We start from the raw sequence: 25,580 nt of genomic DNA, 5'->3' as shown, positions 1-25,580 counted from the left end.
TGCCTTGCCAGGAGACCAGATGTCTACAGCCAGTCGCCAAGGGCTTTCGCCTTTGCAGCTCGAGTACCAACAGCTGCTTGCCAAGGCCACCCAGTGCGCCACTCAACGCGTTCGGGTGCACGAAACCGGGTTCAGCTCGGCCGTCGTCAACACCGACGCCCTGGGCCTGCGCTACAGCTACTGCAACGGCCGGCGGTTTTCGGTGGCTGAACGCAACGGCACTACGCGTCTCAACCTGCTGGTCGGGGGTTCGGTGGCCATGGGCATCGGCGCCAGTTCGGATGAACACACGGTCGCCTCGCAGCTCTCGGTGCTGACCGGAGAAATCTGGTTGAGCCTGGCCGGGTGCGGGCTGGATGCGAGCCAGGAGCTGCTGCTGTTCCTTACCCACGAGCACCGCCTGGCGCCGCTGGGACATGTGGTCATACTCAGCGGGCTCAACAGCTTGGCGCACGAAGCGCTTTGGGACATCACTGCCTGCTCACCTGAACCTCAACAGAGCAATGAATGGCAAACGTCCGTGGCCGGCTCAGAGGAAGTCCAGGCAGCATCACAGCCTGGCCTGACCCTCTGGCAGCGGTTGACCAAGGTGCTGGCACCGCCGGCCGCCGCGCCTCGACCTCATCAGTCTATCGAAGCACTGTCCCCGGCAGAAAAACGCATGACCCAGGCAGCCGACCATATCGCTCGCGCAGTGCAGCAATGGGATCGGCTATTAGGCAGCGCCCATACCACCCTCACTTTCATCCTTCAGCCCCTGGTGCACTGGTGTCGCGAGAGTCTGCCAGCGGGTGAGCAGGCCATGCTGAGCGCGCTCCAGCAAACGCCGGGAAGCACCGACCGTTTGCTCGAAGGCGTTTTCGATCGCAGGGTACACGCGGCATTCTTTACCCGCATTCGCGAACAGGCCGCGCCGGTGCCCTGCTACGACATGAACTGCATGCTCGACAGCTCCCCAGCCTTCGGTTCGGACCTGTTCATTGATCGCCTGCACCTCAACGATTTGGGACAGACTGCGTTGGCTAAAGTGATAACGGCCAAGCTCGGACTTGCCCAGGAAAAACCGCAGCGCGCAAGCACACTGTAAGCGTGTCTGACTGACAATCGTCGGGTGGTCTTTCGGACCGGCCTGTTGCATGGCTAGAATAGCCTGTCGTTCCGATTGCCTGAGGCGTACGCTTGACTGTCATGAATAGAGAAGCCGTCCATCCTTGCCTGGCAACTTGCGAGGCAAGCCTGTGAGTCGCTTGCCACAAATGGCACTGGTACTGGCCGCCCTGGCACCTGCGGCGGGGCATGCACTGGAAGTGTCCATCGACCCCCATGCCGATCTGCTCTACCGCCAGGCATTGCCCCTTCTGGAACAGGCCGATACCCAGGAGGATGAAAGCGTCTTGCGAACGGCCCTGGGTAGCGACCCAGAACTGCGTCGTCAGGGGCAGGCCATGGCACACACCTTGCCGACTGCGGTGGCACTGCTCAAGAAGTCGGTCGCACTCGGTCACCCAGTCGCGCAGTACCGTCTGGCGCTCTATTACATGACTTACTTGCCCGCCGCGCAAATACCCGACGCTGCCTGCCCTTTGCTCCAGGCAAGCCTCGACCAGGGGTTTGCGCCGGCGGCGCCTGCCATCGCCACCTGGTGCCCACCTTACAACGCCAGTGCCCAGTACCGCGCCGCTTTGGAGGCCGTACCCAGCATGGCAACCCTCTATGCGCCTTACTACCCCCAGCCTGCCACCCGCATGGCCTGCAGTCGCAGCCAGCCCCAGGGCCTTGAGATGCTGTGGGGACGTCAGCGCGATTACCAGGCTGAGGTCTACCGCCTGCTGGGTGATCTCGATCCGCAACACCGCCACTCATTGCTGCAAAAAGCCGTAGAGACCAACGGCTGTGTCACGGCGCAGCAGCATTTGACCAGCCGGCCCTGACCCACCCGCCGCGGGTCTGGGCGCGGCGCACCAAGCGCGTGACAAGAGAGCAAGAACGTTCAAGCCATCGCCTGTGATGGCTTGGCATGCTGGCCTGCCTTGTCCAGATGCCCATACCTATGCCGTCCATCGCACGCCACGCCTTCCTGCAGGGCGCCATCGCCATCCTGCCGTTGTCGCTTGCTGTCGCACCCTGGGGCCTGCTGGCCGGGTCCATGGCCATCGCAGCCAACCTCAGCGCCTGGGAAGGCCAAGGGCTCTCGGCGATCGTCTTTGCCGGCGCCGCGCAGCTGGTGGCCATCGGCATGCTCAAAAGCGGTGCCAGCCTGGCCTCCATACTCCTGACGACCTTGTTACTCACTTCACAGCACCTGCTTTACGGGTTGTCGATGCGCCCAGCGCTCTCCCCTTTGCCACTGCGCTGGCGCCTGGGCCTTGGATTTCTGCTGACCGATGAGTTCTTTGCCCTGACCAGTCGGCACGACCCCCAGCATTTCAATCGCTGGTATGCCTTGGGCATAGGCTTCACATTCTACGTTGCATGGAATCTGTTCACCTGGGCCGGAATCTTGCTGGGGCAAAGCATTCCACACCTTGATCAGCTAGGCCTGGACTTCTCAATCGTCGCCACGTTCGTCGCCCTGATCACGCCCCTGGTACGTAATCTGCCTACCCTGGCTTGTGTCGCCGTTTCACTGGGCGCCTCAGTACTGTTCAGCCAATGGCATTGGGAAACGGCCTTGGTCAGCGCTGGCCTGCTTGGGATGGGCACCGGTTTCGCGTGCCAGAAGCTTGGGAGGGCTGTGTGATGACCTGGCTGCTTATCATCGGCATGGGCGTAGTGGTCTTCCTCAATCGCTATGCTTTTCTCGAACCGCGCTTACCGTTGCGACTGAGCGCCAATGCGCGTCAATTTTTGGGTTTTGCGGTGCCGGGCATGCTCACGGCCATCTGCGGGCCTATCATCTTCATGCCGGCGCATACGCTCAACCTGCAACCGCTGAACCCTTACCTGTTGGGGGCGGTGGTGGCCGCCGCACTGGTGTGGTTGACCCGCAACGTGATGCTGAGCATGCTGTTGAGCATGTTGATTTTCTTCGTCCTGCGAAGTGTCCTCTCATGAACGCCACGACCTGTGAGCAAACGCACCTATGGCAGGCACCGGCGCTGGGCGATGTGGAAATGCTGCACGCCCGGTATGTGCAACAGCGGTTCGCACCCCATGTGCATGAAGGCTATGTGTTCACGGTCATCGAGTCCGGCGCCCAGCGCTTCTGGCACCGAGGCAGCGAGCACCTTGCCCCCGTTGGCAGCATGGTCCTGATCAACCCGGACGAACTGCACACCGGTGCCAAGGCCCACGAAGCCGGGTGGCGCTATCGCGGGTTCTACCCTGAACATGAGCGCGTAACCGGCGTGCTCGATGAACTGGAACTTGGCCATGCGGGGATGCCGCGCTTTCGCGATAGCGTGATCCACGACCCTGGCCTTGCCAGCGCCTTCAGCCAACTGCATCAACTGTCCGAGAGCAGCGCCAGCGCACTGCATCAACAAACCGTATGGCGCCAGGCGGTATTGGCGCTGGTTCAACGCCACGGTCGCCTGGCCGAACTGTCTGCCCCAGGTCAAGAGCCTCGCGCTGTTGTACGTGCCCGGGAGTTGCTGGAAGCCCACTTGGCCGACCCGCCGTCGCTGGAGTTGCTGGCGGCTGCCGTCAACCTGTCGCCGTTTCACTTCGCACGGGTGTTTCGCCAGGCCACGGGCATGCCCCCTCACGCCTGGCTCAAACAGCGACGTCTTGTAAGGGCCAGGGAACTGCTCAAGCAGGGGCAGCCGCCTGCGGCAGTGGCGTTCAGCCTGGGTTTTGCCGATCAGAGCCACTTGAACAGGCAGTTCAAGCAAGCCTATGGCATCACCCCGGGGGCCTATCGGTTAGCCTGTTTCGCCGCTTGAGTGCGTCAACGCGGCGCAGTCGGTTGGCCGTGGCGCTGCTACACTTAAAAGGCTGAAAGGAGGAGCCGTCATGTCTGAAAGAGAGATCACCACCCTTCTGTCACTGATGAATCAGCGGCAAGCGTGCCTAAGCACCGCCTGCAAGGAGATCGCAGACTGGATCGACCGACAGGGCGACCTGCCGGCGGCCGGTAAGATAAGGGCGAGCCTGAAGGCCCTGGAAGCTGACGAAGCACGTGTGCGCCGAGCACTGACGTCATTGACGCTGGACAGGCCACTGCCGAAATTTCGCAGTTGACCTTGCTGGGGCCGCAAAGCAGCCCCATTGAGTGTTACGGGTGGTCCATGTGCATATGATCATGCTCACCTGGCGCCTGGGCAGTGAGCGCACGTACCTGAGCTTGCACGGCGACTGACTCGGTAGTGCCATCAGCGGCTTGCACCGTCAGGGTCAGCGGGACCTGCTGGCCTTCCTTTATCTGATCGTTCAAGCCCATCAACATTACGTGCAAGCCATTGGGGTCCAGGGTGACGGGCTTGCCGGCCGGCAGCGGAACCGCCTTGACCTCACGCATGCCCATGACGTCCCCGTTCATGGTCATTTCATGCACTTGGACGGTCTTGGCCACGGGCGAGGCGACACTGACCAGCTTGCTGTCGCCACTGGCGGTAATGGTCATGAATGCGCCGGTCGACTGCTGGTGAGGCACGCTGGCGCGCACCCACGCTTCGCTGACGGTGGTCTGGGCCAGTACCGGCCCAGTGATGCCCAGCAGAACCAAGGCCGCCAGGCCGCGCTTAACGGATTGCAATGACATTCAGCAGATCTCCATCAGGGTAACCAGGTCTTCGGCACATTCCTTGGCTGTCAGGGAATGCCCGAGGCTCAGCCGCAGGGTGCCACGGGTGTCGTAGACGTAGCTGGTGGACGAATGGGAAATGGTATAGGTGTCGCCGGCCGGGACCTTTTCGTAGAACACCTTGAACTCCCTGGCCACGGCGTCGATTTCTTCAGGCGTACCGGTAAGCGCGGTGAAGGTCGGGTCGAACGCCTTGACGTAGGCATCGAGCACTTCCGGCGTATCGCGCTCTGGATCGAGCGTGATGAACACCACCTGGAACAGATCACGGTCACGGCCGCGCAGCAGTTTGCGAATTTGAGCAGCTCGCGCCAGGGTGGTCGGACAGATGGCCGGGCACTGGGTGAAGCCGAAGAAGACCATCGGCATGCTGCCATAGAAGCTTGACAGGGTACGGACGTTGCCTTGTGGATCCCGCAGCGAGAACTTTCGCCCAAGGATTTCATTGCTCATGTTCTTGCCGTACTTGAACTCAAGCCCACGCGCCGGACTGCAACCTGCCAGCAGGCCAAGTCCAAGAACGCCCATGCCGGCGACGACTGAACGCCGGGTCAGAAGATCATTCATGAAACCATCCTTTACAGGGAAGGTGCCGACCCTCGGGACGGGCCGGCCAGAAAACCGGCGCATTCTGGCATGCCCCCCATGTCCCTTCTACCCACCGGCGGCGATTACCTCTCCAGGCCGCTGAATACAGGCAGCGGCCAATTGTCGCAGAGGTTGCAAACGTAACAGTTTGTTGCTAGCGCAAAGCGGCACGTCGGCTTACAGGGCCCACGCCAAGTCCGATTCCAGCTCGGCGCAACCCGGAAGCCCTATTAGTAGTAGGCGTTTTCTTTCTGGCTATGGTCAGTCACGTCACGTACGCCCTTGAGCTCGGGGATACGCTCCAGAAGCGTGCGCTCGATGCCTTCCTTGAGGGTAACGTCTGCCTGACCGCAACCCTGGCAGCCACCGCCAAATTGCAGTACTGCAATGCCCTCGTCGACCACATCCACCAGGCTGACCTGACCGCCATGGCTAGCTAGGCCAGGGTTGATTTCGGTCTGCAGATAGTAGTTGATGCGTTCGTTGATCGGGCTGTCTTCATTGACCATGGGCACCTTGGCATTAGGCGCCTTGATGGTCAACTGGCCACCCATCCGGTCGGTGGCGTAGTCCACCAGCGCGTCTTCCAGGAACGGCACGCTGACCGCATCGAGGTAGGCGGTGAAGCTCTTGAGGCCCACAGCAGTGTCATCAGGCTTCTCTTCGCCCGGCTTGCAGTAGGCGATGCACGTCTCGGCGTACTGGGTACCCGGCTGGGTGATGAAGATACGAATGCCGATACCGGGCGTGTTCTGCTTGGACAGCAGATCGGCCAGGTAGTCATGGGCGGCGTCGGTAATGGTTATAGCGCTCATGTAGGTTCCTCACAGACTTGCGCGTCAGTGTACGCCAACGCAGCCCTCTAACAAAGTCCTAGTATTTGACTCGGGAAAGCACATACGGCTGCGCCTGCGCGCTCGGTGCTTGCATCCAGGCCTGCATGCAGCGGTACAGCCCGCGCTCGATCCACTGGTAACTGAGCCACGACAGGGTGGCGATGCAAGGCACGCAGAGGGCGAATGTCAGGTACGGGTCCAGCCCCAGTTGCTGACTGGCAAACCAGCCCAGGTGCAGGACCAGCACATGGATCAGGTACACCGAATACGAGCAGTCGCCCAGCGCCTTGAGGATGCGATTACCCTTGAACAGTGGCTCCATGGCGATGAAGGCGAGGACAACCATTGCACTGGGCAGGCCCCAATGCAGCAGCCTTTGGGACGCGTCGAGCTGATAGATGGCCAACGCGGCTACGGCCAGGAGCCCCATCGGGATCCAAATACCCTGACGGACCAGGCCACGGCGGTAAAGCACACCTATACCAATGCCCAGCAGAAACTCATAGACGATGTCGTTGTTGTAGAAGTGACTGACCACGCCCAGGCGCCCCAGGATTTCACTCACCCCAACCAACAGGCCGGCGACCACCAGTAAATGCAGGCGCCGGCTTACGAGAAACGCCATCCCGAACAGCAGGTAGAACATCATCTCGAAGTTCAGGGTCCAGCCAACGTTCAAGGTAGGGTACATACCGTAACCACCTGGGTTTTCTGCTGGTATGAAAAAGAGTGAACGCAGCAGGTGTTGCCAGGTGAATACCTGATGCGGCATCCATTGACTGAAGGCGAGCAGCATCAAGGCCATCAACGCCGAGTAGAACCAGTAGGCTGGCACGATACGCAGCACGCGGTTGAGCACAAACTGATGCGGGACAACCTGCTTGTCGCAGGTCGAAAGGTAGATGACCAACCCACTGATGACGAAGAAGATATCCACGCCCACCGCACCCCGGTCAGTGAACAATTGGCCGACGGGGCCGGAGGCGTGAAAGTCGAAGAAAACCTGCATGAAGTGGTGGCAGACGACCACCCAGGCGGCGAAAGCACGAAGTGCCTGAAGCGAATACAGCATGAAGTACCCTGCGTTTGCCGGTGCATTCAGGCACCGGCTGCAGCGCAGCTGCCGGTGCCACTCATGGGTTGGGACCGCAGGAGGGCGCGAAAGGTCAGCGCGCCCCGATCAGAGGTTTTCGTAGCGATTCATGTCCAGCACGCCCGTTTCCACGGGGTCGGTTTCCAGAATGAACGCGCTCAGGTCATGGAAGTAACGCCAGAATTGCGGATGGGTACGGCGTATGCCCCACCGCTCTACGATGCGCTCGAAACGAGCGGTATCATCCTTGGCCTGACTCATCAGATCGACGAAAACCGGTACTTCGGCGGCTGGCACGTTGAACATGAAGTTGGGGTAGCTGGTCATGACCCCGGGCTGCAAGGTCAGGGTATCGAGGCCCGGCTGGTAACGATAAGCCTCGCCCAGCAGGAATGCCACGTTGCTGTGCGCCCGGTTGCGCATCAAGGTGTAGACCTGCCGCTGCCCACCCTGCCCTTCGATGCGCAGCAGTGTCGCCTCAGGCAACTGATTGATCACTTTCAACCCGGCTGCAGGACGCGAGACCAGCCGGCTGAGCGACTGCTCTGCGTTGCGAAACTCTTCACTCATCTGCGGGCGCGAGCAATACGCCCCCTGGCAGCGGTTGATCGGATCGGGTGAGGCATTGATGCTGGCGGTACGCGCGATCAACTGCATACCGAAATCGCGCTTGGGATCGCGTGGGCTCAAGGCAAGGCCGCTCGGCGTATCGGCGTCGATGTTTTCATAGTCGAGCCACATCTTTATCTTGCCGCTGTCCTGATACCAGTCGCTCAGGATGTCTTGGCGCGCCTCAGCCGGCATCAGGCGCAGGAAATTGACCTCGGCGCCGTTGCGGATCAGGTCGAAGTACAGGCGCGTCTGCAACTGGTGCGACAGGTTGCCGAAGACGTCGAAGTTGACCGCCAACTGATAGTAAGTGCGTTCCAGCAAGGGATAGTCGAACAGCCACATCGTCAGGGGTACGTCCCCCACCAGGCCCTTGGTCACCGTCGCGCTGTCGAAATGACGGAAGATGCTCAGCAACGCGTTGTCGTTGCCCGTCCACAATGTCGACCAGCCCGGGGCCGGCATATCGGCATAGGCCTCACGGCGCAGTTTCTCGTACTCGTTGCGCTTGTCGCGATAGGCGCGCCACAACGCAAGCACACTGCCCACGTCATCGTTCTGACCTGGCATGGCGAGCAAGGGCGTGGCCTTGCCACGGTAACGGGCATCGGTGACGTAGCGATCGAAAGCCGGCTCCTGGAACAGCGCCCAGAAGTTGTCGCGGATCACGTCCGTGGCAATCTGCCCACGGCAGACCGGTCCGCGTATGAAGGTGCGCACGAAGTACTCGGCGTTGTCGAGCATGAACTGGTAGCGCGCCACCGCCGGGATCGCCTCGAACGTTTCGAAGGGATTGGCGCGGTGCCGAGGGCCGTAGCCTGGCAGCGTGGTCACCTGCCAATCGCCGGCGTAGAAGAGCTGCTTGACCCGCTTGAGTTTTTGCGGCCCGAGGGGGTAAGTAATGTGAGTCTTGTGCACGATCACACCCTGCACGGGAATCAGGCGATAGAAGAACGCTGTGCCGGGCGGATCATTGGGCCTGCGCGTGGCAATGATGTCGGCAGGCTGCCCGCTGGGCGTGCGCGAGCGTACCCATTGGAAAAAGTGCCCCTGCTCACCCCCGGTAAAGTGAATGTGGGCCAGGAACAGGTGCTCGTACAGCCAGCGCCCCACCAGGGCTTCTGAAGCCCCTGGACGATTGAGCAGCGCTTCCCATTCGGCGATCTGACGGGCTTCGCTGGCACTGGGCTTGATCGCCTGGTACTCGACGGGCGCACCCGCCGCCAGCCAGCCACGCAGTGTCGCGTATTCCTGGTCGGTCAGGCCGGTCACGGCCAGCGGCATGCCCTCCTTGGGATGCACACCGGCATAAGCATCGAACTCATGGGGCAACGGGCACATGTTGTTGCGGTTCAGGCCAAGTGCAATCTCATCCGGTACCTTGGCATTTGGGGTGAGCGGCGTCTTGTGCCCCAGTTCGAGCATGCGTGCCATCAGCGCGGCCTGGCCGCTTTGATTGTCGAGCACCGAATAGAAGCCTTTCTTGCGCCACTCGGCCTCGCTATGGGCGTCATAGAACAATCGCGTGGGCGCTACGGCCTTGCTGCGCTCGCCCTGATAGACGGGCACCTTGCTGGCACCGCGCACGGCACCTTCGGCGCCCTCGAGCTTGAGCTGGCAGGCGGCGTCGTTGCAGGCGTGGCAGGCGACGCACTTCTCGGTGAAGATCGGCTGGACATCGCGGGTATAGGAAATGGTTGGAGCTGGTTGAAGACCTTGCCCGAGCACCGCGCCACTGATCAACAGGGCAGCGAGGCCGGCAAGCATACGATGCACCATGTGCGGGATGTCCTGATTATGTGCAGCCAATGCAATGAAAAATTGGCAATGCTTGTATTAATAGCTGGGATGAAGGGTTGGCAACATGAACATATTTCATGAAAACCGGGCGCACCCCTAAAAACCGTGCAGCTTTGTTATGATTCAGCACTTTCTGATTTCCGCCCGACCAGGTAGTTCATATGTCCGACCGCAGCGCTCGTCTTCACGCACTTCAACAAGCACTTAAAGAGCGCATCCTGATTCTCGATGGCGGCATGGGCACTATGATCCAGAGCTACCGGTTGGAGGAAGCCGACTATCGTGGCACGCGCTTCGCCGATTGGCCAAGCGACGTCAAAGGCAACAATGACCTGCTGCTGCTCAGCCGCCCCGATATCATCGCCGCCATCGAGATGGCCTACCTGGACGCGGGCGCCGATATCCTCGAGACCAACACCTTCAATGCCACCCAGATCTCCCAGGCCGACTATGGCATGGAATCGCTGGTGTATGAATTGAACGTGCAAGGCGCGCGCATCGCCCGCCAAGTGGCCGATGCCAAGACGCTGGAAACCCCTGACAAACCGCGCTTCGTGGCGGGCGTGCTCGGCCCGACCAGCCGGACCTGCTCGATCTCCCCCGATGTGAACGACCCGGGCTATCGCAACGTCACGTTCGACGCGCTGGTGGAAAACTACATCGAGGCTACCCGCGGGCTGATCGAGGGTGGTGCCGACCTGATCCTGATCGAAACCATCTTCGACACCCTCAATGCCAAGGCCGCTATCTTCGCCGTGCAGCAGGTGTTCGAAGATGATGGCATCGAGCTGCCGATCATGATTTCCGGCACCATCACCGATGCCTCCGGCCGCACGCTGTCCGGACAGACCACCGAAGCCTTCTGGAACTCGGTCCGGCATGCCAAGCCGATATCCGTGGGCCTGAACTGCGCATTGGGCGCCAAGGACTTGCGTCCTTACCTGGAAGAGTTGTCGAGCAAGGCCGACACCCACGTTTCGGCACACCCCAATGCGGGCTTGCCCAATGCGTTCGGTGAGTACGACGAAACCCCGGCGGAAATGGCGGCAGTGGTCGAGGAGTTCGCCGCCAGTGGCTTCCTGAACATCATTGGCGGTTGCTGCGGCACCACCCCTGGGCACATCCAGGCCATCGCCGAGGCGGTGGCCAAGTACCCACCACGGCCAATCCCGGAGATCGCCAAGGCATGCCGCCTCTCGGGCCTGGAGCCCTTTACCATCGATCGCCAGTCGTTGTTCGTCAACGTCGGTGAGCGCACCAATATCACCGGCTCGGCCAGGTTCGCGCGACTGATTCGCGAGGAAAACTACACCGAGGCCCTGGAAGTGGCGCTGCAACAAGTAGAGGCTGGCGCCCAGGTCATCGACATCAACATGGACGAAGGGATGCTCGACTCCCAGGCGGCCATGGTCCGTTTCCTCAACCTGATCGCCGGTGAGCCGGATATCTCGCGCGTGCCGATCATGATCGACTCTTCGAAGTGGGAGGTGATCGAGGCCGGCCTCAAGTGCATCCAGGGCAAAGGCATCGTCAACTCCATTTCCATGAAGGAAGGCGTTGAGCAGTTCAAGCACCACGCCCGCTTGTGCAAGCGCTATGGCGCCGCCGTGGTGGTCATGGCCTTCGACGAAGTCGGCCAGGCCGATACCGCCGCGCGCAAGCAGGAAATCTGCAAGCGCAGCTACGACATCCTGGTCAACGAGGTTGGCTTCCCTGCCGAGGACATCATCTTCGACCCGAACATCTTCGCTGTCGCCACCGGCATCGAGGAACACAACAACTATGCAGTCGACTTCATCGAGGCCTGCGCCTATATCCGCGACCACCTGCCCCACGCCCTGACCTCGGGCGGGGTGTCCAACGTGTCGTTCTCGTTCCGGGGCAACAACCCGGTGCGCGAGGCGATTCACTCGGTGTTCCTGTACCACGCCATCGCTAACGGCCTGACCATGGGCATCGTCAATGCCGGTCAATTGGAAATCTACGACGAGATCCCGGCGCAGTTGCGGGAAAAGGTTGAAGATGTAGTACTCAACCGCACGCCCCAGGGCACCGATGCGCTGCTGGCCATTGCCGACGACTACAAGGGCGGCGGTGCCACGCGGGAAGTCGAGAACGAGCAATGGCGCTCGCTGCCGGTGGAAAAGCGCCTGGAGCATGCGCTGGTCAAAGGCATCACGGCGTTCATCGTCGAGGACACCGAGGCGTGCCGCCAGCAATGTGCACGGCCGATCGAGGTCATCGAAGGCCCCTTGATGAACGGCATGAACGTGGTCGGCGACCTGTTCGGCGCAGGCAAGATGTTCCTGCCCCAGGTGGTCAAGTCGGCCCGGGTGATGAAGCAGGCCGTTGCGCACCTGATCCCGTTCATCGAGGCCGAGAAAGGTGACAAGCCCGAGGCCAAGGGCAAGATTCTAATGGCGACGGTCAAGGGAGATGTGCACGACATCGGCAAGAACATCGTCGGCGTGGTGCTGGGCTGCAACGGCTACGACATCGTTGACCTGGGGGTGATGGTGCCCGCCGAGAAGATCCTGCAGACGGCACGTGACGAGAAATGCGACATCATCGGCCTGTCGGGCCTGATCACACCGTCGCTGGACGAGATGGTGCATGTGGCGCGCGAGATGCAGCGCCAGGGCTTCGAGCTGCCGTTGATGATTGGCGGCGCGACCACTTCCAAGGCTCACACGGCCGTGAAGATCGAGCCCAAGTACAGCAATGACGCCGTGATCTACGTGACCGATGCGTCCCGCGCCGTGGGTGTGGCGACTCAATTGTTGTCCAAGGAGCTCAAGTCAGGTTTCGTCGAACGCACACGCCAGGACTACGAAGAGGTACGCGCGCGCACGGCCAACCGCAGCGCCCGGACCGAGCGTCTCACCTATGCCCAGGCAGTGGCAGCCAAACCCCAGTACGACTGGGCCGGCTACCAGCCAGCGGTACCCTCTTTCATGGGTACCAAGGTCCTGCATGACATCGACCTGCGCACCCTGGCCCAATATATCGACTGGACGCCGTTCTTCATTTCCTGGGACCTGGCAGGCAAGTTCCCGCGAATTCTCACTGACGAAGTCGTTGGCGAGGCGGCGACCGCCCTGTACGCGGACGCCCGCGAGATGCTCGACAAACTCATCGACGAAAAACTCATCAGTGCTCGCGCGGTGTTTGGCTTCTGGCCTGCCAACCAGGTGGCCGATGACGACATCGAGGTGTACGGTGAAGACGGCGCTGCGCTGGCGACCTTGCACCACCTGCGCCAGCAGACCATCAAGCCCGACGGCAAGCCCAACTGGTCGCTGGCCGACTTCGTGGCGCCCAAGGCCAGCGGTGTGACCGACTACGTCGGCGGGTTCATCACCACGGCGGGTATCGGTGCCGAAGAAGTCGCCAAGGCCTATCAGGACAAAGGCGACGACTACAGCTCGATCATGGTCAAGGCCCTGGCCGATCGCCTGGCCGAGGCCTGCGCCGAATGGCTGCATGAGCAGGTGCGCAAAGACTACTGGGGGTATGCCCGGGAGGAGCAGCTGGACAACGAGGCGCTGATCAAGGAGCAGTACCGTGGCATCCGTCCGGCGCCGGGCTACCCGGCCTGCCCCGACCACACTGAGAAAGAGACCCTGTTCCGCCTGCTCGACGGCAGTGCCATCGGCGAAACGGGCCCAAGTGGCGTCTTCCTGACCGAGCATTACGCGATGTTCCCGGCCGCGGCTGTCAGCGGCTGGTACTTTGCCCACCCGCAGGCGCAGTACTTTGCGGTGGGCAAGGTCGACAAGGATCAGATCGAGAGCTACAGCACCCGCAAAGGTCAACCCGTGAGTGTCAGCGAGCGTTGGCTGGCGCCGAACCTGGGGTATGACAGCTAAGGCTTAACTGGGTCCGTCCAGCTGTTCCCGAGAGGGGCAGCTGGAAATACGGCGCGTGGGTGCCACTGCGCCGTGTAATCGGTAAGCAGGATTACGGGTGAGTGCCCCAATACACCGCCGTGATGACGACCAGCGCGACCAGGCACAGGATTGCCCAGGTATCGACGCTATGGCCGGGCTTGCGCAACTTCGTTGGGTTGGTCATGGCATTGCCTCTTCTAGTGATTATGGGAATGCACCGCACAATCGGCAGTTAAGACCAGCAAAGACCTTTGCTCAAGCAGGGTTTCTCAGTATTCGACCGGTGACGTGAGAAACGGATACTGATAGCCAGCCGTACGCCCTATGGCGCTGTACGCTTTGAAGTCCATGCCGTAGTCGGCCAGCTCCAGTCGTTTGAGCCATTGCCCGGCCTTGGCCTGGTCGATGCTCTGCATCACAGGCAGGCTGTAGTCGCGCAGGCCATCGCGGCCAAACGGCAGGCCGTGGGCATCGTCATTGAGCATGACCATGGCCCAGCCCCCAAGGCTGAAATGCCCGCCCATCAGGACACTCAAGCGTCCGTCCAGACGCGCACGCAATGCCTCACCCGAGCTGTTCACCGCACTGAACATCACATCCTTGCCTGGCTTGAGCCCCGCCTCCTCGAACGCCTGCATGGCCCCAAAGGCCATCTCGTCATTGGCCGACCATACAAGCCGTGTTTGCGGGTAACGTTCGAGCAGAAACCGCGCCTGCTCGTAGGCGCGCTGCCGGCTCCACCCGCCGTATACCACCTGGCGCAAGCGCACCTGGGGGAAGTCGGCCAAGGCGCGGCGCATGCCGTCTTCCCGGCGCTGCGAGGCAGGCGTAGTTTTCACGCCTGAAAACGCGACCAGATCCACTGGACCGCTTGCGGCAGGCAATTGCGCGATCATCTCGCGCAACATCTGGAACCCGGCTTGTTCGTCATTGGTGGTCAGAGACCCCAACGGCTGAGCGAATTTGTCAGGCCGGGCGCTCACAGCCCGTGCCTGGCTGGGCGTCAAGCCGTTGTTGACCAACAGCAGCTTGACCCCCGCCCCTTGCGAGAGGCGCATGATCTCGGGGGCGATGTACTGTTCGTTCACCAGTACCAGGTAATCTGGTCGCCTGGGCCCATCGAGGGCCGCCCGGGCCTGACTCAGGGCGAGATCGGTCCGGCGCTCGCCATATTCCACACGCAAGTCCATGCCCAGTTCATCGGCAGCGGACTGCATGAATCGGCTGTAGCTGGCCCAGAACGTCTCGCCCGGCGAGCCCGGGTTGAGGAAAACCACCGACACCGGCTGCGCACCTGCGGTCAATGGCAGGGCGAAGCACAGGCACAGGCAGCGGCACAGGGCCTTGAGCATAGGCTGAGGTCTCTGAAGCAAACCCAGGATTATACCCACCGGGTCAGGACAAGCGCATAAATGGCAGTCAGTCTCACATAGTTCGTTTGGTTCTTTTCATATGCAAAAACATCACTTTTGCGCATAAATACAACCTGCTATGGTGCCCCGGCTCCGAACCGGAGTGCGCGGCCGTGCGCGCGAATAGCTGCATGCCTGAGACAGGACTTTTATGTACGTATATGACGAATACGATCAGCGGATCATTGAGGACCGCGTCAAGCAGTTCCGTGATCAGACCCGCCGTTACCTGGCCGGTGAGCTGAGCGAGGAAGAATTCCGCCCGCTGCGCCTGCAGAACGGCCTATACATTCAGCGATTCGCGCCGATGCTGCGTGTCGCCGTTCCTTATGGCCAACTCAATGCCCGACAGGTGCGTACCCTGGCCAAGATCGCCCGCGATTACGACAAGGGCTATGCGCACATTTCCACCCGCCAGAACGTTCAGTTCAACTGGCCGGCCCTGGAAGACATTCCCGACATCCTGGCCGAGTTGGCGACCGTGCAGATGCACGCCATCCAGACCAGCGGCAACTGCCTGCGCAACACCACCACCGATCAGTTCGCAGGCGTCGCCGCCGATGAAGTCATCGACCCGCGCCCCTGGTGCGAGATCGTCCGTCAGTGGACCACGTTCCACCCGGAATTCGCCTTCTTGCCGCGCAAATTCAAGATCGCCATCAACGGTTCGAAACAGGACCGCGCCGCCATCGAAGTGCACGACATCGGTCTTGAGCCGGTGCGCAACGACGCTGGCGAGCTGGGCTTCCGCGTTTTGGTCGGAGGCGGGCTGGGTCGCACGCCGGTGGTCGGTTCGTTCATCAATGAATTCCTGCCCTGGCAGGACCTGATCAGCTACCTGGACGCCATCCTGCGCGTCTACAATCGCTACGGTCGCCGGGACAACAAGTACAAGGCGCGGATCAAGATCCTGGTCAAGGCCCTGACACCTGAAGTCTTCGCCGAGAAGGTCGAGGCCGAAATGGTCCACCTGCGTGGCGGCAGCAGCACGCTGACCGAGGCGGAAGTGCAGCGCGTGTCGCGTCACTTCGTCGACCCCCAATACCTGGCGCTGGACGATGTCGACTACAGCGCCCTGGATAGCGAACACCCAGGCTTCGCGCGCTGGCGCTCACGCAACACCCGTGCCCACAAGCGCCCTGGTTACGTGGCCGTGACCCTGTCGCTCAAGCCCACCGGCGTTGCTCCAGGTGACCTCACCGACAAGCAGCTCGACGCCGTGGCCGACCTGGCAGAACGCTACAGCTTCGGCTTCCTGCGCACCTCCCACGAGCAGAACATCATCCTGGCCGACGTGGAGCAACGCCAGCTGCATGCCCTGTGGCTGGAGCTGCGCGAGAGCGGATTCGCCACCCCGAATATCGGCCTGCTGACCGATATCATCTGCTGCCCAGGCGGTGACTACTGCTCCCTGGCCAACGCCAAATCGATCCCCATCGCCGAATCCATCCAGCGCCGTTTCGACGACCTGGACTACCTGTTCGACATCGGTGAGATCGACCTGAACATCTCCGGGTGCATGAACGCGTGCGGGCACCACCACGTCGGTCATATCGGCATTCTGGGCGTGGACAAGAAGGGCGAAGAGTTCTACCAGGTATCGCTGGGCGGTAACGCCGCGCGCGACGCCAGCCTCGGCAAGATCCTGGGCCCCTCGTTCGCCCAGGACGACATGGCTGATGTGATCGAGAAGCTGATCGCCGTCTACGTCGAACAACGCACCGAAGAAGAGCGTTTCATCGACACGTACCAACGCATCGGCATCGACCCCTTCAAGGAACGCGTGTATGCAGCGAATCATTAAGCACAACCAGATCGTCGACGAAACCTGGCACCTGCTGCCCAAGGAAACCTCGTTCGACGAACTGACCAACTGCGACGACTATATCGTGCCCTTGCAGATGTGGCGCGACCATGCCCATGCCCTGAAAGCCCGCGACGGTGGTCTGGGCATCTGGCTGGACAGCGATCAGGAGGCCGAGGAAATTGGCGAGGACGTCCAGCACTTCCAGGTCATCGCCCTGAACTTCCCTGCCTTCACGGACGGGCGCAGCTACTCCAATGCCCGCCTGCTGCGCGACCGCTACGGCTACAAGGGTGAGTTGCGCGCCATTGGTGACGTGCTGCGCGACCAGCTGTTCTTCATGGCCCGCTGTGGGTTCGATGCATTCGCCATCCGCGCCGACAAGGACCCTGAAGACGCCCTGCAGGGCCTGAAGGACTTCTCGGTCACCTATCAGGGTGCCACGGACCAGCCGCTGCCCTTGTTCCGCCGGCGCTGAGCCATTTGTTCGTCACGACCGTGCACCAGACACGGTTGTGGCGGGCAGTGCCCAAACCCGATCACACCGGGTCTGCGTACACATCGACATTGTTGTCGCCGACGCAATTGTGAAGTCTGCCCGGTGATGATTCTCGCTTTGCCCCTGGCACGCTACGCTTTTCGGACACATTCATGCCGAGGAGTCGAACAATGTCCCGTCCACCCCTGCCACCCTTCACCCGCGCCAGCGCCATCGAGAAAGTCCGCCTGGCCGAAGACGGCTGGAACAGCCGCGATGCTGCCAAGGTGTCGCTGGCCTATACCCCTGATACCGAGTGGCGCAATCGCGCCGAGTTTCCCCGCGGGCGGGCCGAGGTTGAGGCTTTCCTGACCCGCAAATGGAATCGCGAGCTTGAATACCGACTGATCAAGGAGCTTTGGGCCTTCACCGACAACCGTATTGCCGTGCGCTATGCCTACGAGTACCGTGACGACAGCGGGCAATGGCACCGGGCCTATGGCAACGAGAACTGGGAGTTCGCCCCGGACGGGCTGATGCACTATCGGCACGCGAGCATCAACGAGCACCCTATCGCAGAAAGCGAGCGCAAGTTCCATTGGCCGCTAGGTCGACGGCCTGACGATCATCCTGGCCTGAGCCAGTTGGGGCTCTGAACCAAGGCCAGGCGCACGGGGGCGCGACGACGCCTGCAAGCGGTGTACAGTATTGGCACAACAACACCGCCAAGGAGCCCGCCCCATGACCGTGACGCTGTCACCGCTGCATATCGATTGCGACTTCGATTCTGGCAACATCGAAGTCATCGACGCCAGCAATCCTGCCCAGGTCCGCCTCGCCATCCGGCCGGATACCCACAGTGGCCACTACCAGTGGTTTCACTTTCGCGCCAGCGGACTGACGCCTGGGCAGAACATCGGTTCAGCCTCGACAACGCCGCTGGCTCTTCCTACAAGAACGCCTGGAGTGGCTACAACGCCGTGGCCTCCTACGACCAGCAGACCTGGTTTCGGGTGCCGAGCCAATTCGATGGCAGTGCACTGAGCTTCGAGATCACGGCGCAGCAAGCGCAGGTCTGGTTCGCCTACTTCGAGCCCTATCCCCGTGCACGCCACAATCAATTGATCGAACGGGCGCTCGCCCTCCCGGGCATCACATTGCTGGCCAGCGGTCGCAGCGTCCAGGGTCGCGATATTCCATTACTGCGCGCAGGCGACGGCGCGGCGGGCAAGCGCAAAGTGTGGTTCATCGCCCAACAGCATCCCGGTGAGCACATGGCCGAATGGTTCATGGAGGGGCTGATCGACCGCGTGCAAGCGGGTGACGCCACTGTCCAGCAACTGCTGGAGCGCGCTGATCTGTACCTGATTCCCAACATGAACCCTGATGGTGCCTTCCTGGGCCATCTGCGCACCAATTACGCCGGCAAGGACCTGAACCGCGCCTGGCAGGACGCCAATGTCGAGCTCACTCCGGAAGTGTTCTTTGCCCAGGCGCAGATGAAACAGCATGGGGTGGACGCCTTCATCGACGTGCACGGGGATGAAGAAATCCCCCATGTGTTCACTGCCGCATGCGAGGGCAACCCAGGTTACACCGCCCGCCTCGCCCACCTGGAGGAAACCTTTCGCAGCACACTGATGAACCTGACGGCAGACTTCCAGACCACCCACGGGTACACCCGCGACGCGCCTGGCCAGGCCAACACGACGTTGGCATGCAATGCCGTGGGGATGGCTCACGACTGCTTGTCGCTGACCCTGGAGATGCCTTTCAAGGACCACGACGATGCCCCCGACCCGCACACGGGCTGGTCAGGCCTGCGCTCCAAGGCGTTGGCCAGCGCCGTATTGGATACGCTCGCCGCGATGGTAGACGACCTGCGCTGAGCCTGCCTTGTCCCTCAGAACTGTACGTCCAGTACGACGCTGTCCGAGTAGCTGGCCGCCGGCGGCGTAGCCTGATCGGTATAGACCCGGGCGCTGTAGTTGAATACCTGGCTGCCAGTGCCAGTGCCAACGCCTGGGTTGACGTCGGCGTCGGCACTGGCCCGCCTGGCGCTGCCGGTAGCGCCCCAGCGAACGGTACCTGCGCCTTTGTAGATGTCGTACGCCAGGTAGTTGTTGGCGGCCGACTTCATGCGCCGCCGTCCGCTCAGCACGTTCTGCCCATCACTGAGCCCGACACTGTAGGCACTGCCTTTGGTGCAGGAGACGCTCAGGCTCTGGCTGACCGTTGCGAAGGCGCTGACCACAGGCGCAGACCCGAAGTTGATATTCGGCGTAACGATCTGGCAATCATTGGTCACCGTCAGGCTGACGGTCAGGTACTGGGTGCCTGATCCGGTATCCCTCCCGATGCACAACCCGCCCAGCGAAAGCCCTTCGCAATAGTTCCAGGTCCAATCCAGCCGGAGGGTTTCCTGATAGAGACCTGCCGCCACGTTACTCCCGATCTGGGTACGAAGGTACAACGGCACAGTCTTGGGCGTACCGTTGAGCAAACCCAGCAGATCGAGGATGCCCGTGCGTCCATATTCGAAAGCAACTCCTCGGCTGATGGGGAAGTTGGTGGTGGCGTCGGCGTACAGCGTGTACGGGATGACATCCCCCGTGGGGCCTAGCAGCCCACCCGTGGTCGGCTGTACCGTCAGCTTGAATGAGTCAGTGTTGCTGAGCACGCTCAACACCGTGCCATTGCACTGCAGGCCGGCGTTGGTTGTGGACGCCGTCTGCACGGCTGTGCGTACCTGCGTCGAATTGAGGGCACCGAACAAGGCTGGCGCGGTGGCCACCGACGCGCATTTGGCCTGGGCAGGCTCTGCGCAGAATACTAGAAACCCTGCGCAGAGCCATGCCTGGTGACGGTTCACTTGCACACCAACGGCCCGATTAACGGGATCGAACCTGTGCTTTCTGGCATGACGAAATCGACCTCACACTGCCCTCCCCCCGCCAGTTCGACCTGCACGCGATTGGTGGGCTGTAAATTTTCCAGGTAGACCAGCCCGTCCCAGCCCACCACGGCTTGCGCGCCGCTTTGCACGTGCCTGACGCGGCTCCCCAGGCCCAGCGGTCGCTGATCGCCATCCACCAGTTCCAGGCTGGCTGCTCGCACCTGCTTGAGTTCGAAGTCGAGCAGGTAACCGCTGCCGCGGCGCACGGCAACGCGCTGCTCCACCTGCGGTGCCAGAATGTCAGGCGGCAAATCCATCGGGTCTATTTCATATTTGCCCCGGTAGTAGGCACTGCTATAGGGCACAAGCAGGTGCCCACGTTTGTCGGTGCGGCCTACCGGCTGGTTTTCGTAGCGCACGGGCACATCAGCGTAACCGGAGGTGCTGACCACGACGAACGCATCATCGATGCGGTTGGCCGCGAACAGGCCGGCGTCCATCCACACGATCGAGCCGCTGGCATCGGCCCAACGGGTCATTTCTCCACTGCTGCCGTAGACACCCGCCTGCAACTGGACCGATTGCAGGCGCCAGGTGGCATCGGCCTGGCGGTAAGCCCTGCGATCGCTGCCGGTGGCATACCCGAGGTTGTAGCCCACCCCGGTGCCCACTGGAACGGCCCGGCTGTAATTGACCCGCTGTTGGTGCTGGCCCTCTTTGGTGCGTTCGATGCCCAAGGCCAGGGTGCCGGTCATGTCGAACGGAATCACCAGCTGCGCCTGCATCGCCCACTGGCGATCACCGACCTCTCGGTTAGCAGAAAGGTAAACGCTGCTGTTGCCCCATAGCGGTCTGCTGTAACTGAGGTTGATCAAACGCGTGCGGGTGCCGTCCCCTGCACGCACATCAAAATAACCTGCGCCTAGATTCCCGTACTGGTTGAGGTTCAGACTCAGCGTCACCTGCTCACTGCTCCTGCTAAGTTGCATGTCGCGCCGATCGATGCGCGTCAGGTCGGCGTAATCGCTATGGCGTTGCAGGCGCTGGTAGCTGAACCCCAGGCGTTGACTGTTGTATTGATAACCCAGGGCGGTTTGCTGACCTTGGCTACCTTCGAAACGGCTTTGAGCAAGCGCAGCATTGAGCACCCCGAACTGCCCTAAGCGCACGTTCGCCCCCAGGCCGCCGAGCATCAGGGACTCGGCCGTTTGCGCATGGGCCTCCAGCGTGAAGGTGTCGCTCAGACCGTGGCGCAGGCTGGCCGAAGCCACGCCTGGGCCGTAACCGAAGTCGCGCACCCCGTAGTCTCGCCTGAGGCTGCCGGCTGCCACCGCGTAGTCAGTCAGACCTTTTTGCAACAGGTTGCTGGTCACGTAGAACGGCAGGGTCGTGGAGACTTGCCGGCCCAGGGTGTCGGTGGTCACCACCACTGCCTCGCCAGCACCGTTGATGAAAGGGACGTTGGTCAGGGTGTAGGGGCCGGGTTGCAATTCGGTGGTGCTGGTTCGATAACCATTGATGAAAAGCTCAAGGGACGTTGGCACGGCCGCTTCGCCTGCAAAGGCGGGCAACGGGTAGGTCACAAGATCTGGCCGGGCGGCAAAGTCCCTGGACAGCTGCAGCCCACCCACGCGCACCGAGCTGCTCCAGGGCAAGGCGGCAGTGATCAGGTCGCCGGCCTCGAAGGTCAGCAACCGTTGCTCGTCGGTGAAGCGCCAGGTGGTGTCGTAACGCAGGAACCCATCACCCGTGCCACTGCGTGTCACACCGTTGAACGAATGCCGCCACTGGCCCGTGCTGGAGACGGTGCCCCAACTGTCGAACATGCGCAGCTCGTTCCAGGCGGCGAGGTAGGTGCCGCTGTCGTCGGTATCGTTCAGGTACAGGTCATAATTGAACACGGCACCGAAGCTGCTGCGCGCATCGGTAGGCGGGTAAAGCGTGCGCTCACCGACTTGCTGATCCGGCAACCAGCCTGGGGGCACATCCAGCAGCAGTTGCTGGTTCTGGCTGTTATATTCGGCATGCATCCCCGCAACGGCGTCCAGCGCCACGTCGCCCGAGGGGTCGCCGGGCAGCGCAAGGCCTGCTGCACGCAGCACCTCACTGTCTATGTAAAGGCGCCCGGCTCTTTGTTGCACCGGCACCAATTCAGCCTTAGGCATCTGGTTCACCGTGAGGTCCAGGTACAAGGTGGCATCGGCAACCGCCGACAGCTCCGTGGGGGGCGGCGGCAGGTCGTCCGCGAGCACCAGGGTTGAGCCGGCCAGGGCCAGCCCCAGACACCCCAGGCGCTTCGTCGCGAACCTCTTCACGCATCGGTCCTGACCATTGTCGGGCCCTCCCTGGCCCCGTGACTTGCCTGTGACTTACCGGCCCTGGCTGATGACGGTCGCCTCACCCTGGCCGTTGACCCGCCCCTTGAGTACCCCCCCGGCACCCACGGTCAGCGGCGCCGGCCAGCGCATGCTGGCCCCAGGCAATACATAGCCCAGCAGTCCTTCTGCAACAGGCTTGGCCTGGTTGCCTTGCTGCACCACCACATCGGTCAAGCGTGCATGCACAGGGCCAGTGTTTCGCAACTCGATATACGGCTTGCCCTGAACCATGACCGGCTGCCAAGTCAGCTGCGGCTTGCCTACCCCCTGCTCGTTGCGCTCGCCGTTCGGGTCCGGGCGACCCCAGAGGCCCTCCCCGTAAACGAATAGCGGCACCGAGTAGCGCATTTGCAGGCGAATCGCGGCCGTGGTGCCGGCCTCGGCCTTGTCCACTGGCACTGCTGGCGGAATCTCATCGATGATGATGCGGTAGGCCTGTTCCTGGCCGGCGGGTGCCGCACCGGTGCGGGTCAGGCGAATGAGTTGCTTCTGACCGGGTGCGACAGTGGCGACCGGAGGGCTGCCGATGATTTCACGTTGCGCGCTGAACTGCTCCTCGAAGCGGCCTTGACGCCAGGCAAACACCCGCACTTGAAGGCTTGCCGCCACTGTGCCGCGATTCTCCAGCCACAGCGCCCCAGCCTTCTGCCCCGCTTCCAATACAGGGTCGATGGGCCAGATCAGTACGGACGTGGCGGCCAACGCCGGCTGGCCACCCACACTGCACAGCAGTAACAAGGCCCGGATCCATTTGCTGCGTGCTCTCATGTAGCCCTCCCTGGGACGGTATGTTGGCGAATCGACCGGTCACCAGGTCAATGTCACCTGGACTACGTCGGTATAGGTGCCGGCAGGCACCGTTCCGGGTAGTTGAAGCCTTCCGTAGACAGGCAACCTTACAGCTGCAGGGTCGGCATAACTCACGTTCACGTTCTGCCCAATGCCGATGCCCTGCGCCAATGCAGCATCCTGGTACAACTGGTAGGGCACTACCTGCGTGCCTCCCGTACGCTTGAGGTTTCGCATGCCTGCGTTGGCGTTCTGGCCAGCATCCAGGCTCATGCTCAACACGACCCCAGGCGTGCATTGCAGCGACACGCTCGAACCGCCCAATGCCGTACTCAACACGGCCGTGGACAAGGCCGACTGCGTACCGTAGTTCAGGGTGCCGTACTGCGTGGCGCCCCCTGTGACCAGACAACCGGCGACAACCTGCGCGTTCACCGCAAAGGTACTGGTGGTGGCTGCACCCAGCGGGCCAGCCAGCATCAGCAGACAGCCGGCAACGCTCCCTGTACGCCAGACGCGCATGTCTCAGAACGTCAGCTCGACGGCGACGGTGTCGGTATAGACACCCGCAGGCAACCCGGCCTTGCCACGCGCTTGCCCATAGAGATTGACGGTTTGCGCTACCCCGGTGCTGGTCGGCAATGTGATCGTGCCGTCGATGGCCAGCAACTGCGTGCGCCCCGCATCGGTATAGAAGTCATAGGGAACGAAATTGCCGGCGCCGTCTGCCAGAGCACGGGTGCCACCGGTGGACTGACCATCGTGGGCGCCTGCGCGTACCCGAATGGCGGGCACCGTGCCCGCGGAACACAGCACGCTCAGTGCCCCGCCGCTGCCGCCGAGTACCTGCGCGTTGGCCGTACCGAACAAGGCATCCTGAGTACCGAAGTTGAGGCTGCCGAAATTCAGGCCTGAGGTGCCAGAACTGCCGTTGACCTGACAAGCCGCAATCAGGGTCAGTGTCGAGTTGATGGTACCTGTGACGGTGGCTGCCGGCGCCTGGGACGCCAGCGCCATGCCCAGCCCGGCGAGGATACAGCGTGAGAGGTGGGTTCGCATCGATATCTCCTTGATGGGTTACCAGTCCAGGGTCACTCTGAGGGTGTCGCGATAAAGGCCAGCGGGTAGCGCACGAGGCTGTGCGACCAGCACGCCGTAAATGGGAATAGGCATTTGCCGAGTGCTGTTGATGACAAAGGGCCGAGCCTGGCCGACCGGGTAGTGGCTGCGGCCCGCTGGATCGACAGCCAGTTGGTACGGGATCAGTTCGCGCCCATTGCTCAGGCGACGTATTCCGTCATCGCCGTTCATGCCAGCGTTGATACTCACCTTGAATGCACGCACCTCAGGCGTACAACTGATCTGCAAGCGGCCTTGGGTGCCAACGTCATCTACCCGGCTGCGAACAGGTTCTTCCCAGTTGGGGCCGCGGGCACCGAAATCCATCAATCCAGGGTTGGCCAGTGTCGCAGGTTGCGTTTCATCACTACTGATCTGGCAAGCAGCACTGATGATCAGTTGCGCCTGGATGAAGCCGGTGGTGGTGCCATGCGCCGCGCCGCCCGGTATGAGCAACGGGCCGAGCGTCAGCAGCAGCATTGATGATCGGTTCACAGCTTCACATCCTTGTGCATGGGTTTACCTACCAGGTGACCGTCACTTTGAGCAGATCGGTGTACCGCCCTGCCGCAGGGGACCAGGCCAGCTTGTCCAGCCTCGCGTACAACGGCAGGTCGACCTGGCCGCTGCCAGGGACCCGCGATGACTGTGGCTCATCGACCATCAACGGCTGGCGTCCGGCGGCATCCCGGTACAGCCGGTAGGGAATGGGTCTGGCACCGGAGCCTGAGATAGCCAGGAACCGCACGGCCCCGCTCCCACCATGCTGGCCGGCGTCCACACGTACCTGATAAGGCGTGTCCGGATTACACGCCAGGCGGGGTACAGAGGGCCCCAACAGCGTCCCACTTCGAGGGGCCTGCGGCCCATCCAATCGTGACACTGCGCCAAAGTCGATGCGCCCGAGTGCTTGTGCACCCGCCTCCCGGGCAGGGTTGACGAGCATGCAACCGCGCTCTACCAACACCCTCACTTCGACCAGAAAATCTGCCGCCAGAGCACTGCCCAGCGGCAGCAGGCCCAAGAGCGCGGCAAACGCGTGCTTGTTCACGTCAGCGTCCCTGTCATTCACACTGTTTTCAAGATTAGCAGCGGGCTTACCCTCAAACCGTTCGACACGCCTGTTTTTTGGTATTAGCAAAAA

At 61.8% G+C, this 25,580-nt stretch carries 23 protein-coding genes and 1 pseudogene; 11 read left to right on the top strand and 13 right to left on the bottom strand.

Going from position 1 to position 25,580, the window contains the following annotated elements; genetic code table 11:
- Positions 1 to 19 precede the first annotated feature (19 nt).
- From MOP87_RS08045 to MOP87_RS08020, 6 genes are all read left to right on the top strand, one after another.
- Positions 20 to 1,087 carry a hypothetical protein gene (locus tag MOP87_RS08045; protein ID WP_242810372.1) on the top strand — a complete coding sequence of 356 codons (1,068 nt, stop codon included), beginning with the start codon at positions 20 to 22 and terminating at the stop codon, positions 1,085 to 1,087.
- Positions 1,088 to 1,238: 151 nt separating this feature from the next.
- A complete protein-coding gene (locus MOP87_RS08040) occupies positions 1,239 to 1,931 on the top strand; it encodes a hypothetical protein (protein ID WP_027914651.1) in 693 nt (230 codons plus the stop codon).
- Between the two features lie 119 nt (positions 1,932 to 2,050).
- Positions 2,051 to 2,740, top strand: a complete 690-nt coding sequence (locus MOP87_RS08035; protein ID WP_242810371.1) for an AzlC family ABC transporter permease — start codon at positions 2,051 to 2,053, stop codon at positions 2,738 to 2,740.
- A complete protein-coding gene (locus MOP87_RS08030) occupies positions 2,740 to 3,054 on the top strand; it encodes an AzlD domain-containing protein (RefSeq protein ID WP_104926072.1) in 315 nt (104 codons plus the stop codon). Before MOP87_RS08035 ends, MOP87_RS08030 begins: the two co-directional genes overlap by 1 nt.
- A complete protein-coding gene (locus MOP87_RS08025; protein ID WP_027914648.1) occupies positions 3,051 to 3,884 on the top strand; it encodes an AraC family transcriptional regulator in 834 nt (277 codons plus the stop codon). Before MOP87_RS08030 ends, MOP87_RS08025 begins: the two co-directional genes overlap by 4 nt.
- 70 nt (positions 3,885 to 3,954) lie before the next feature.
- Positions 3,955 to 4,182 (top strand): hypothetical protein, encoded by a 228-nt coding sequence (locus MOP87_RS08020; protein WP_027914647.1) that lies wholly within the window; start codon positions 3,955 to 3,957, stop codon positions 4,180 to 4,182.
- Between the two features lie 34 nt (positions 4,183 to 4,216).
- Here the strand turns inward: MOP87_RS08020 and MOP87_RS08015 are convergent, their stop codons facing one another.
- From MOP87_RS08015 to MOP87_RS07995, 5 genes are all read right to left on the bottom strand, one after another.
- Positions 4,217 to 4,702 carry a copper chaperone PCu(A)C gene (locus MOP87_RS08015; protein WP_242810370.1) on the bottom strand — a complete coding sequence of 162 codons (486 nt, stop codon included), beginning with the start codon at positions 4,700 to 4,702 and terminating at the stop codon, positions 4,217 to 4,219.
- Positions 4,703 to 5,311 (bottom strand): SCO family protein, encoded by a 609-nt coding sequence (locus MOP87_RS08010; RefSeq protein ID WP_027914645.1) that lies wholly within the window; start codon positions 5,309 to 5,311, stop codon positions 4,703 to 4,705.
- A gap of 251 nt (positions 5,312 to 5,562) precedes the next feature.
- Positions 5,563 to 6,147: a Fe-S biogenesis protein NfuA gene (gene nfuA, locus MOP87_RS08005; protein WP_023536208.1), complete on the bottom strand. Its 585-nt coding sequence runs from the start codon at positions 6,145 to 6,147 to the stop codon at positions 5,563 to 5,565.
- 58 nt (positions 6,148 to 6,205) lie between these two features.
- Entirely contained in the window at positions 6,206 to 7,240 is a 1,035-nt protein-coding gene (locus MOP87_RS08000; RefSeq protein WP_242810369.1) for an acyltransferase, read from the bottom strand.
- A 108-nt stretch (positions 7,241 to 7,348) separates the two neighbouring features.
- A complete protein-coding gene (locus MOP87_RS07995) occupies positions 7,349 to 9,649 on the bottom strand; it encodes a fatty acid cis/trans isomerase (protein ID WP_242810368.1) in 2,301 nt (766 codons plus the stop codon).
- A gap of 182 nt (positions 9,650 to 9,831) precedes the next feature.
- Here MOP87_RS07995 and metH point away from each other — a divergent pair, with 182 nt between their 5' ends.
- Positions 9,832 to 13,539 (top strand): methionine synthase, encoded by a 3,708-nt coding sequence (metH, locus tag MOP87_RS07990; RefSeq protein WP_027914642.1) that lies wholly within the window; start codon positions 9,832 to 9,834, stop codon positions 13,537 to 13,539.
- A 290-nt stretch (positions 13,540 to 13,829) separates the two neighbouring features.
- Here metH and MOP87_RS07985 read toward each other — a convergent pair whose 3' ends face one another.
- Positions 13,830 to 14,912, bottom strand: a complete 1,083-nt coding sequence (locus tag MOP87_RS07985) for an ABC transporter substrate-binding protein (RefSeq protein WP_242810367.1) — start codon at positions 14,910 to 14,912, stop codon at positions 13,830 to 13,832.
- Positions 14,913 to 15,123: 211 nt separating this feature from the next.
- Between MOP87_RS07985 and MOP87_RS07980 the strand changes: the two genes are divergently transcribed.
- From MOP87_RS07980 to MOP87_RS07965, 4 genes and pseudogenes are all read left to right on the top strand, one after another.
- Entirely contained in the window at positions 15,124 to 16,776 is a 1,653-nt protein-coding gene (locus tag MOP87_RS07980) for a nitrite/sulfite reductase (RefSeq protein ID WP_027914640.1), read from the top strand.
- Positions 16,760 to 17,254 (top strand): DUF934 domain-containing protein, encoded by a 495-nt coding sequence (locus MOP87_RS07975; protein ID WP_027914639.1) that lies wholly within the window; start codon positions 16,760 to 16,762, stop codon positions 17,252 to 17,254. The genes MOP87_RS07980 and MOP87_RS07975 overlap by 17 nt, the downstream gene beginning before the upstream one ends.
- A gap of 191 nt (positions 17,255 to 17,445) precedes the next feature.
- Complete coding sequence (locus MOP87_RS07970; protein ID WP_242810366.1) at positions 17,446 to 17,910, top strand: nuclear transport factor 2 family protein; 465 nt, start codon at positions 17,446 to 17,448, stop codon at positions 17,908 to 17,910.
- Between the two features lie 85 nt (positions 17,911 to 17,995).
- Positions 17,996 to 19,143, top strand: a pseudogene (locus MOP87_RS07965) (M14-type cytosolic carboxypeptidase).
- A gap of 14 nt (positions 19,144 to 19,157) precedes the next feature.
- Here the strand turns inward: MOP87_RS07965 and MOP87_RS07960 are convergent.
- The 7 genes from MOP87_RS07960 to MOP87_RS07930 form a co-directional block, all read right to left on the bottom strand.
- Positions 19,158 to 20,126 (bottom strand): spore coat U domain-containing protein, encoded by a 969-nt coding sequence (locus tag MOP87_RS07960; protein WP_128610602.1) that lies wholly within the window; start codon positions 20,124 to 20,126, stop codon positions 19,158 to 19,160.
- Positions 20,123 to 22,420: a fimbria/pilus outer membrane usher protein gene (locus MOP87_RS07955; RefSeq protein WP_145279286.1), complete on the bottom strand. Its 2,298-nt coding sequence runs from the start codon at positions 22,418 to 22,420 to the stop codon at positions 20,123 to 20,125. The genes MOP87_RS07960 and MOP87_RS07955 overlap by 4 nt, the downstream gene beginning before the upstream one ends.
- Before the next feature lie 99 nt (positions 22,421 to 22,519).
- Positions 22,520 to 23,296 carry a molecular chaperone gene (locus MOP87_RS07950; RefSeq protein ID WP_104926065.1) on the bottom strand — a complete coding sequence of 259 codons (777 nt, stop codon included), beginning with the start codon at positions 23,294 to 23,296 and terminating at the stop codon, positions 22,520 to 22,522.
- Positions 23,297 to 23,335: 39 nt separating this feature from the next.
- Positions 23,336 to 23,839, bottom strand: coding sequence for a spore coat U domain-containing protein (locus MOP87_RS07945; RefSeq protein WP_049696184.1), 504 nt, complete (start codon positions 23,837 to 23,839; stop codon positions 23,336 to 23,338).
- 3 nt (positions 23,840 to 23,842) lie between these two features.
- On the bottom strand, positions 23,843 to 24,376 hold the full coding sequence (locus tag MOP87_RS07940) for a spore coat U domain-containing protein (RefSeq protein WP_023536078.1): 534 nt from the start codon (positions 24,374 to 24,376) through the stop codon (positions 23,843 to 23,845).
- An 18-nt stretch (positions 24,377 to 24,394) separates the two neighbouring features.
- Positions 24,395 to 24,931, bottom strand: a complete 537-nt coding sequence (locus MOP87_RS07935) for a spore coat U domain-containing protein (RefSeq protein WP_027914632.1) — start codon at positions 24,929 to 24,931, stop codon at positions 24,395 to 24,397.
- Between the two features lie 28 nt (positions 24,932 to 24,959).
- Positions 24,960 to 25,487 (bottom strand): spore coat protein U domain-containing protein, encoded by a 528-nt coding sequence (locus tag MOP87_RS07930; protein WP_033736750.1) that lies wholly within the window; start codon positions 25,485 to 25,487, stop codon positions 24,960 to 24,962.
- Positions 25,488 to 25,580: the final 93 nt, after the last annotated feature.

The organism is Pseudomonas sp. I3-I5 (assembly GCF_022699445.1).
GTDB lineage: Bacteria > Pseudomonadota > Gammaproteobacteria > Pseudomonadales > Pseudomonadaceae > Aquipseudomonas > Aquipseudomonas fulva.
The sequence above is the reverse complement of the archived record's forward strand: the minus strand, read 5'-3'. Positions and strand labels throughout refer to the sequence as shown.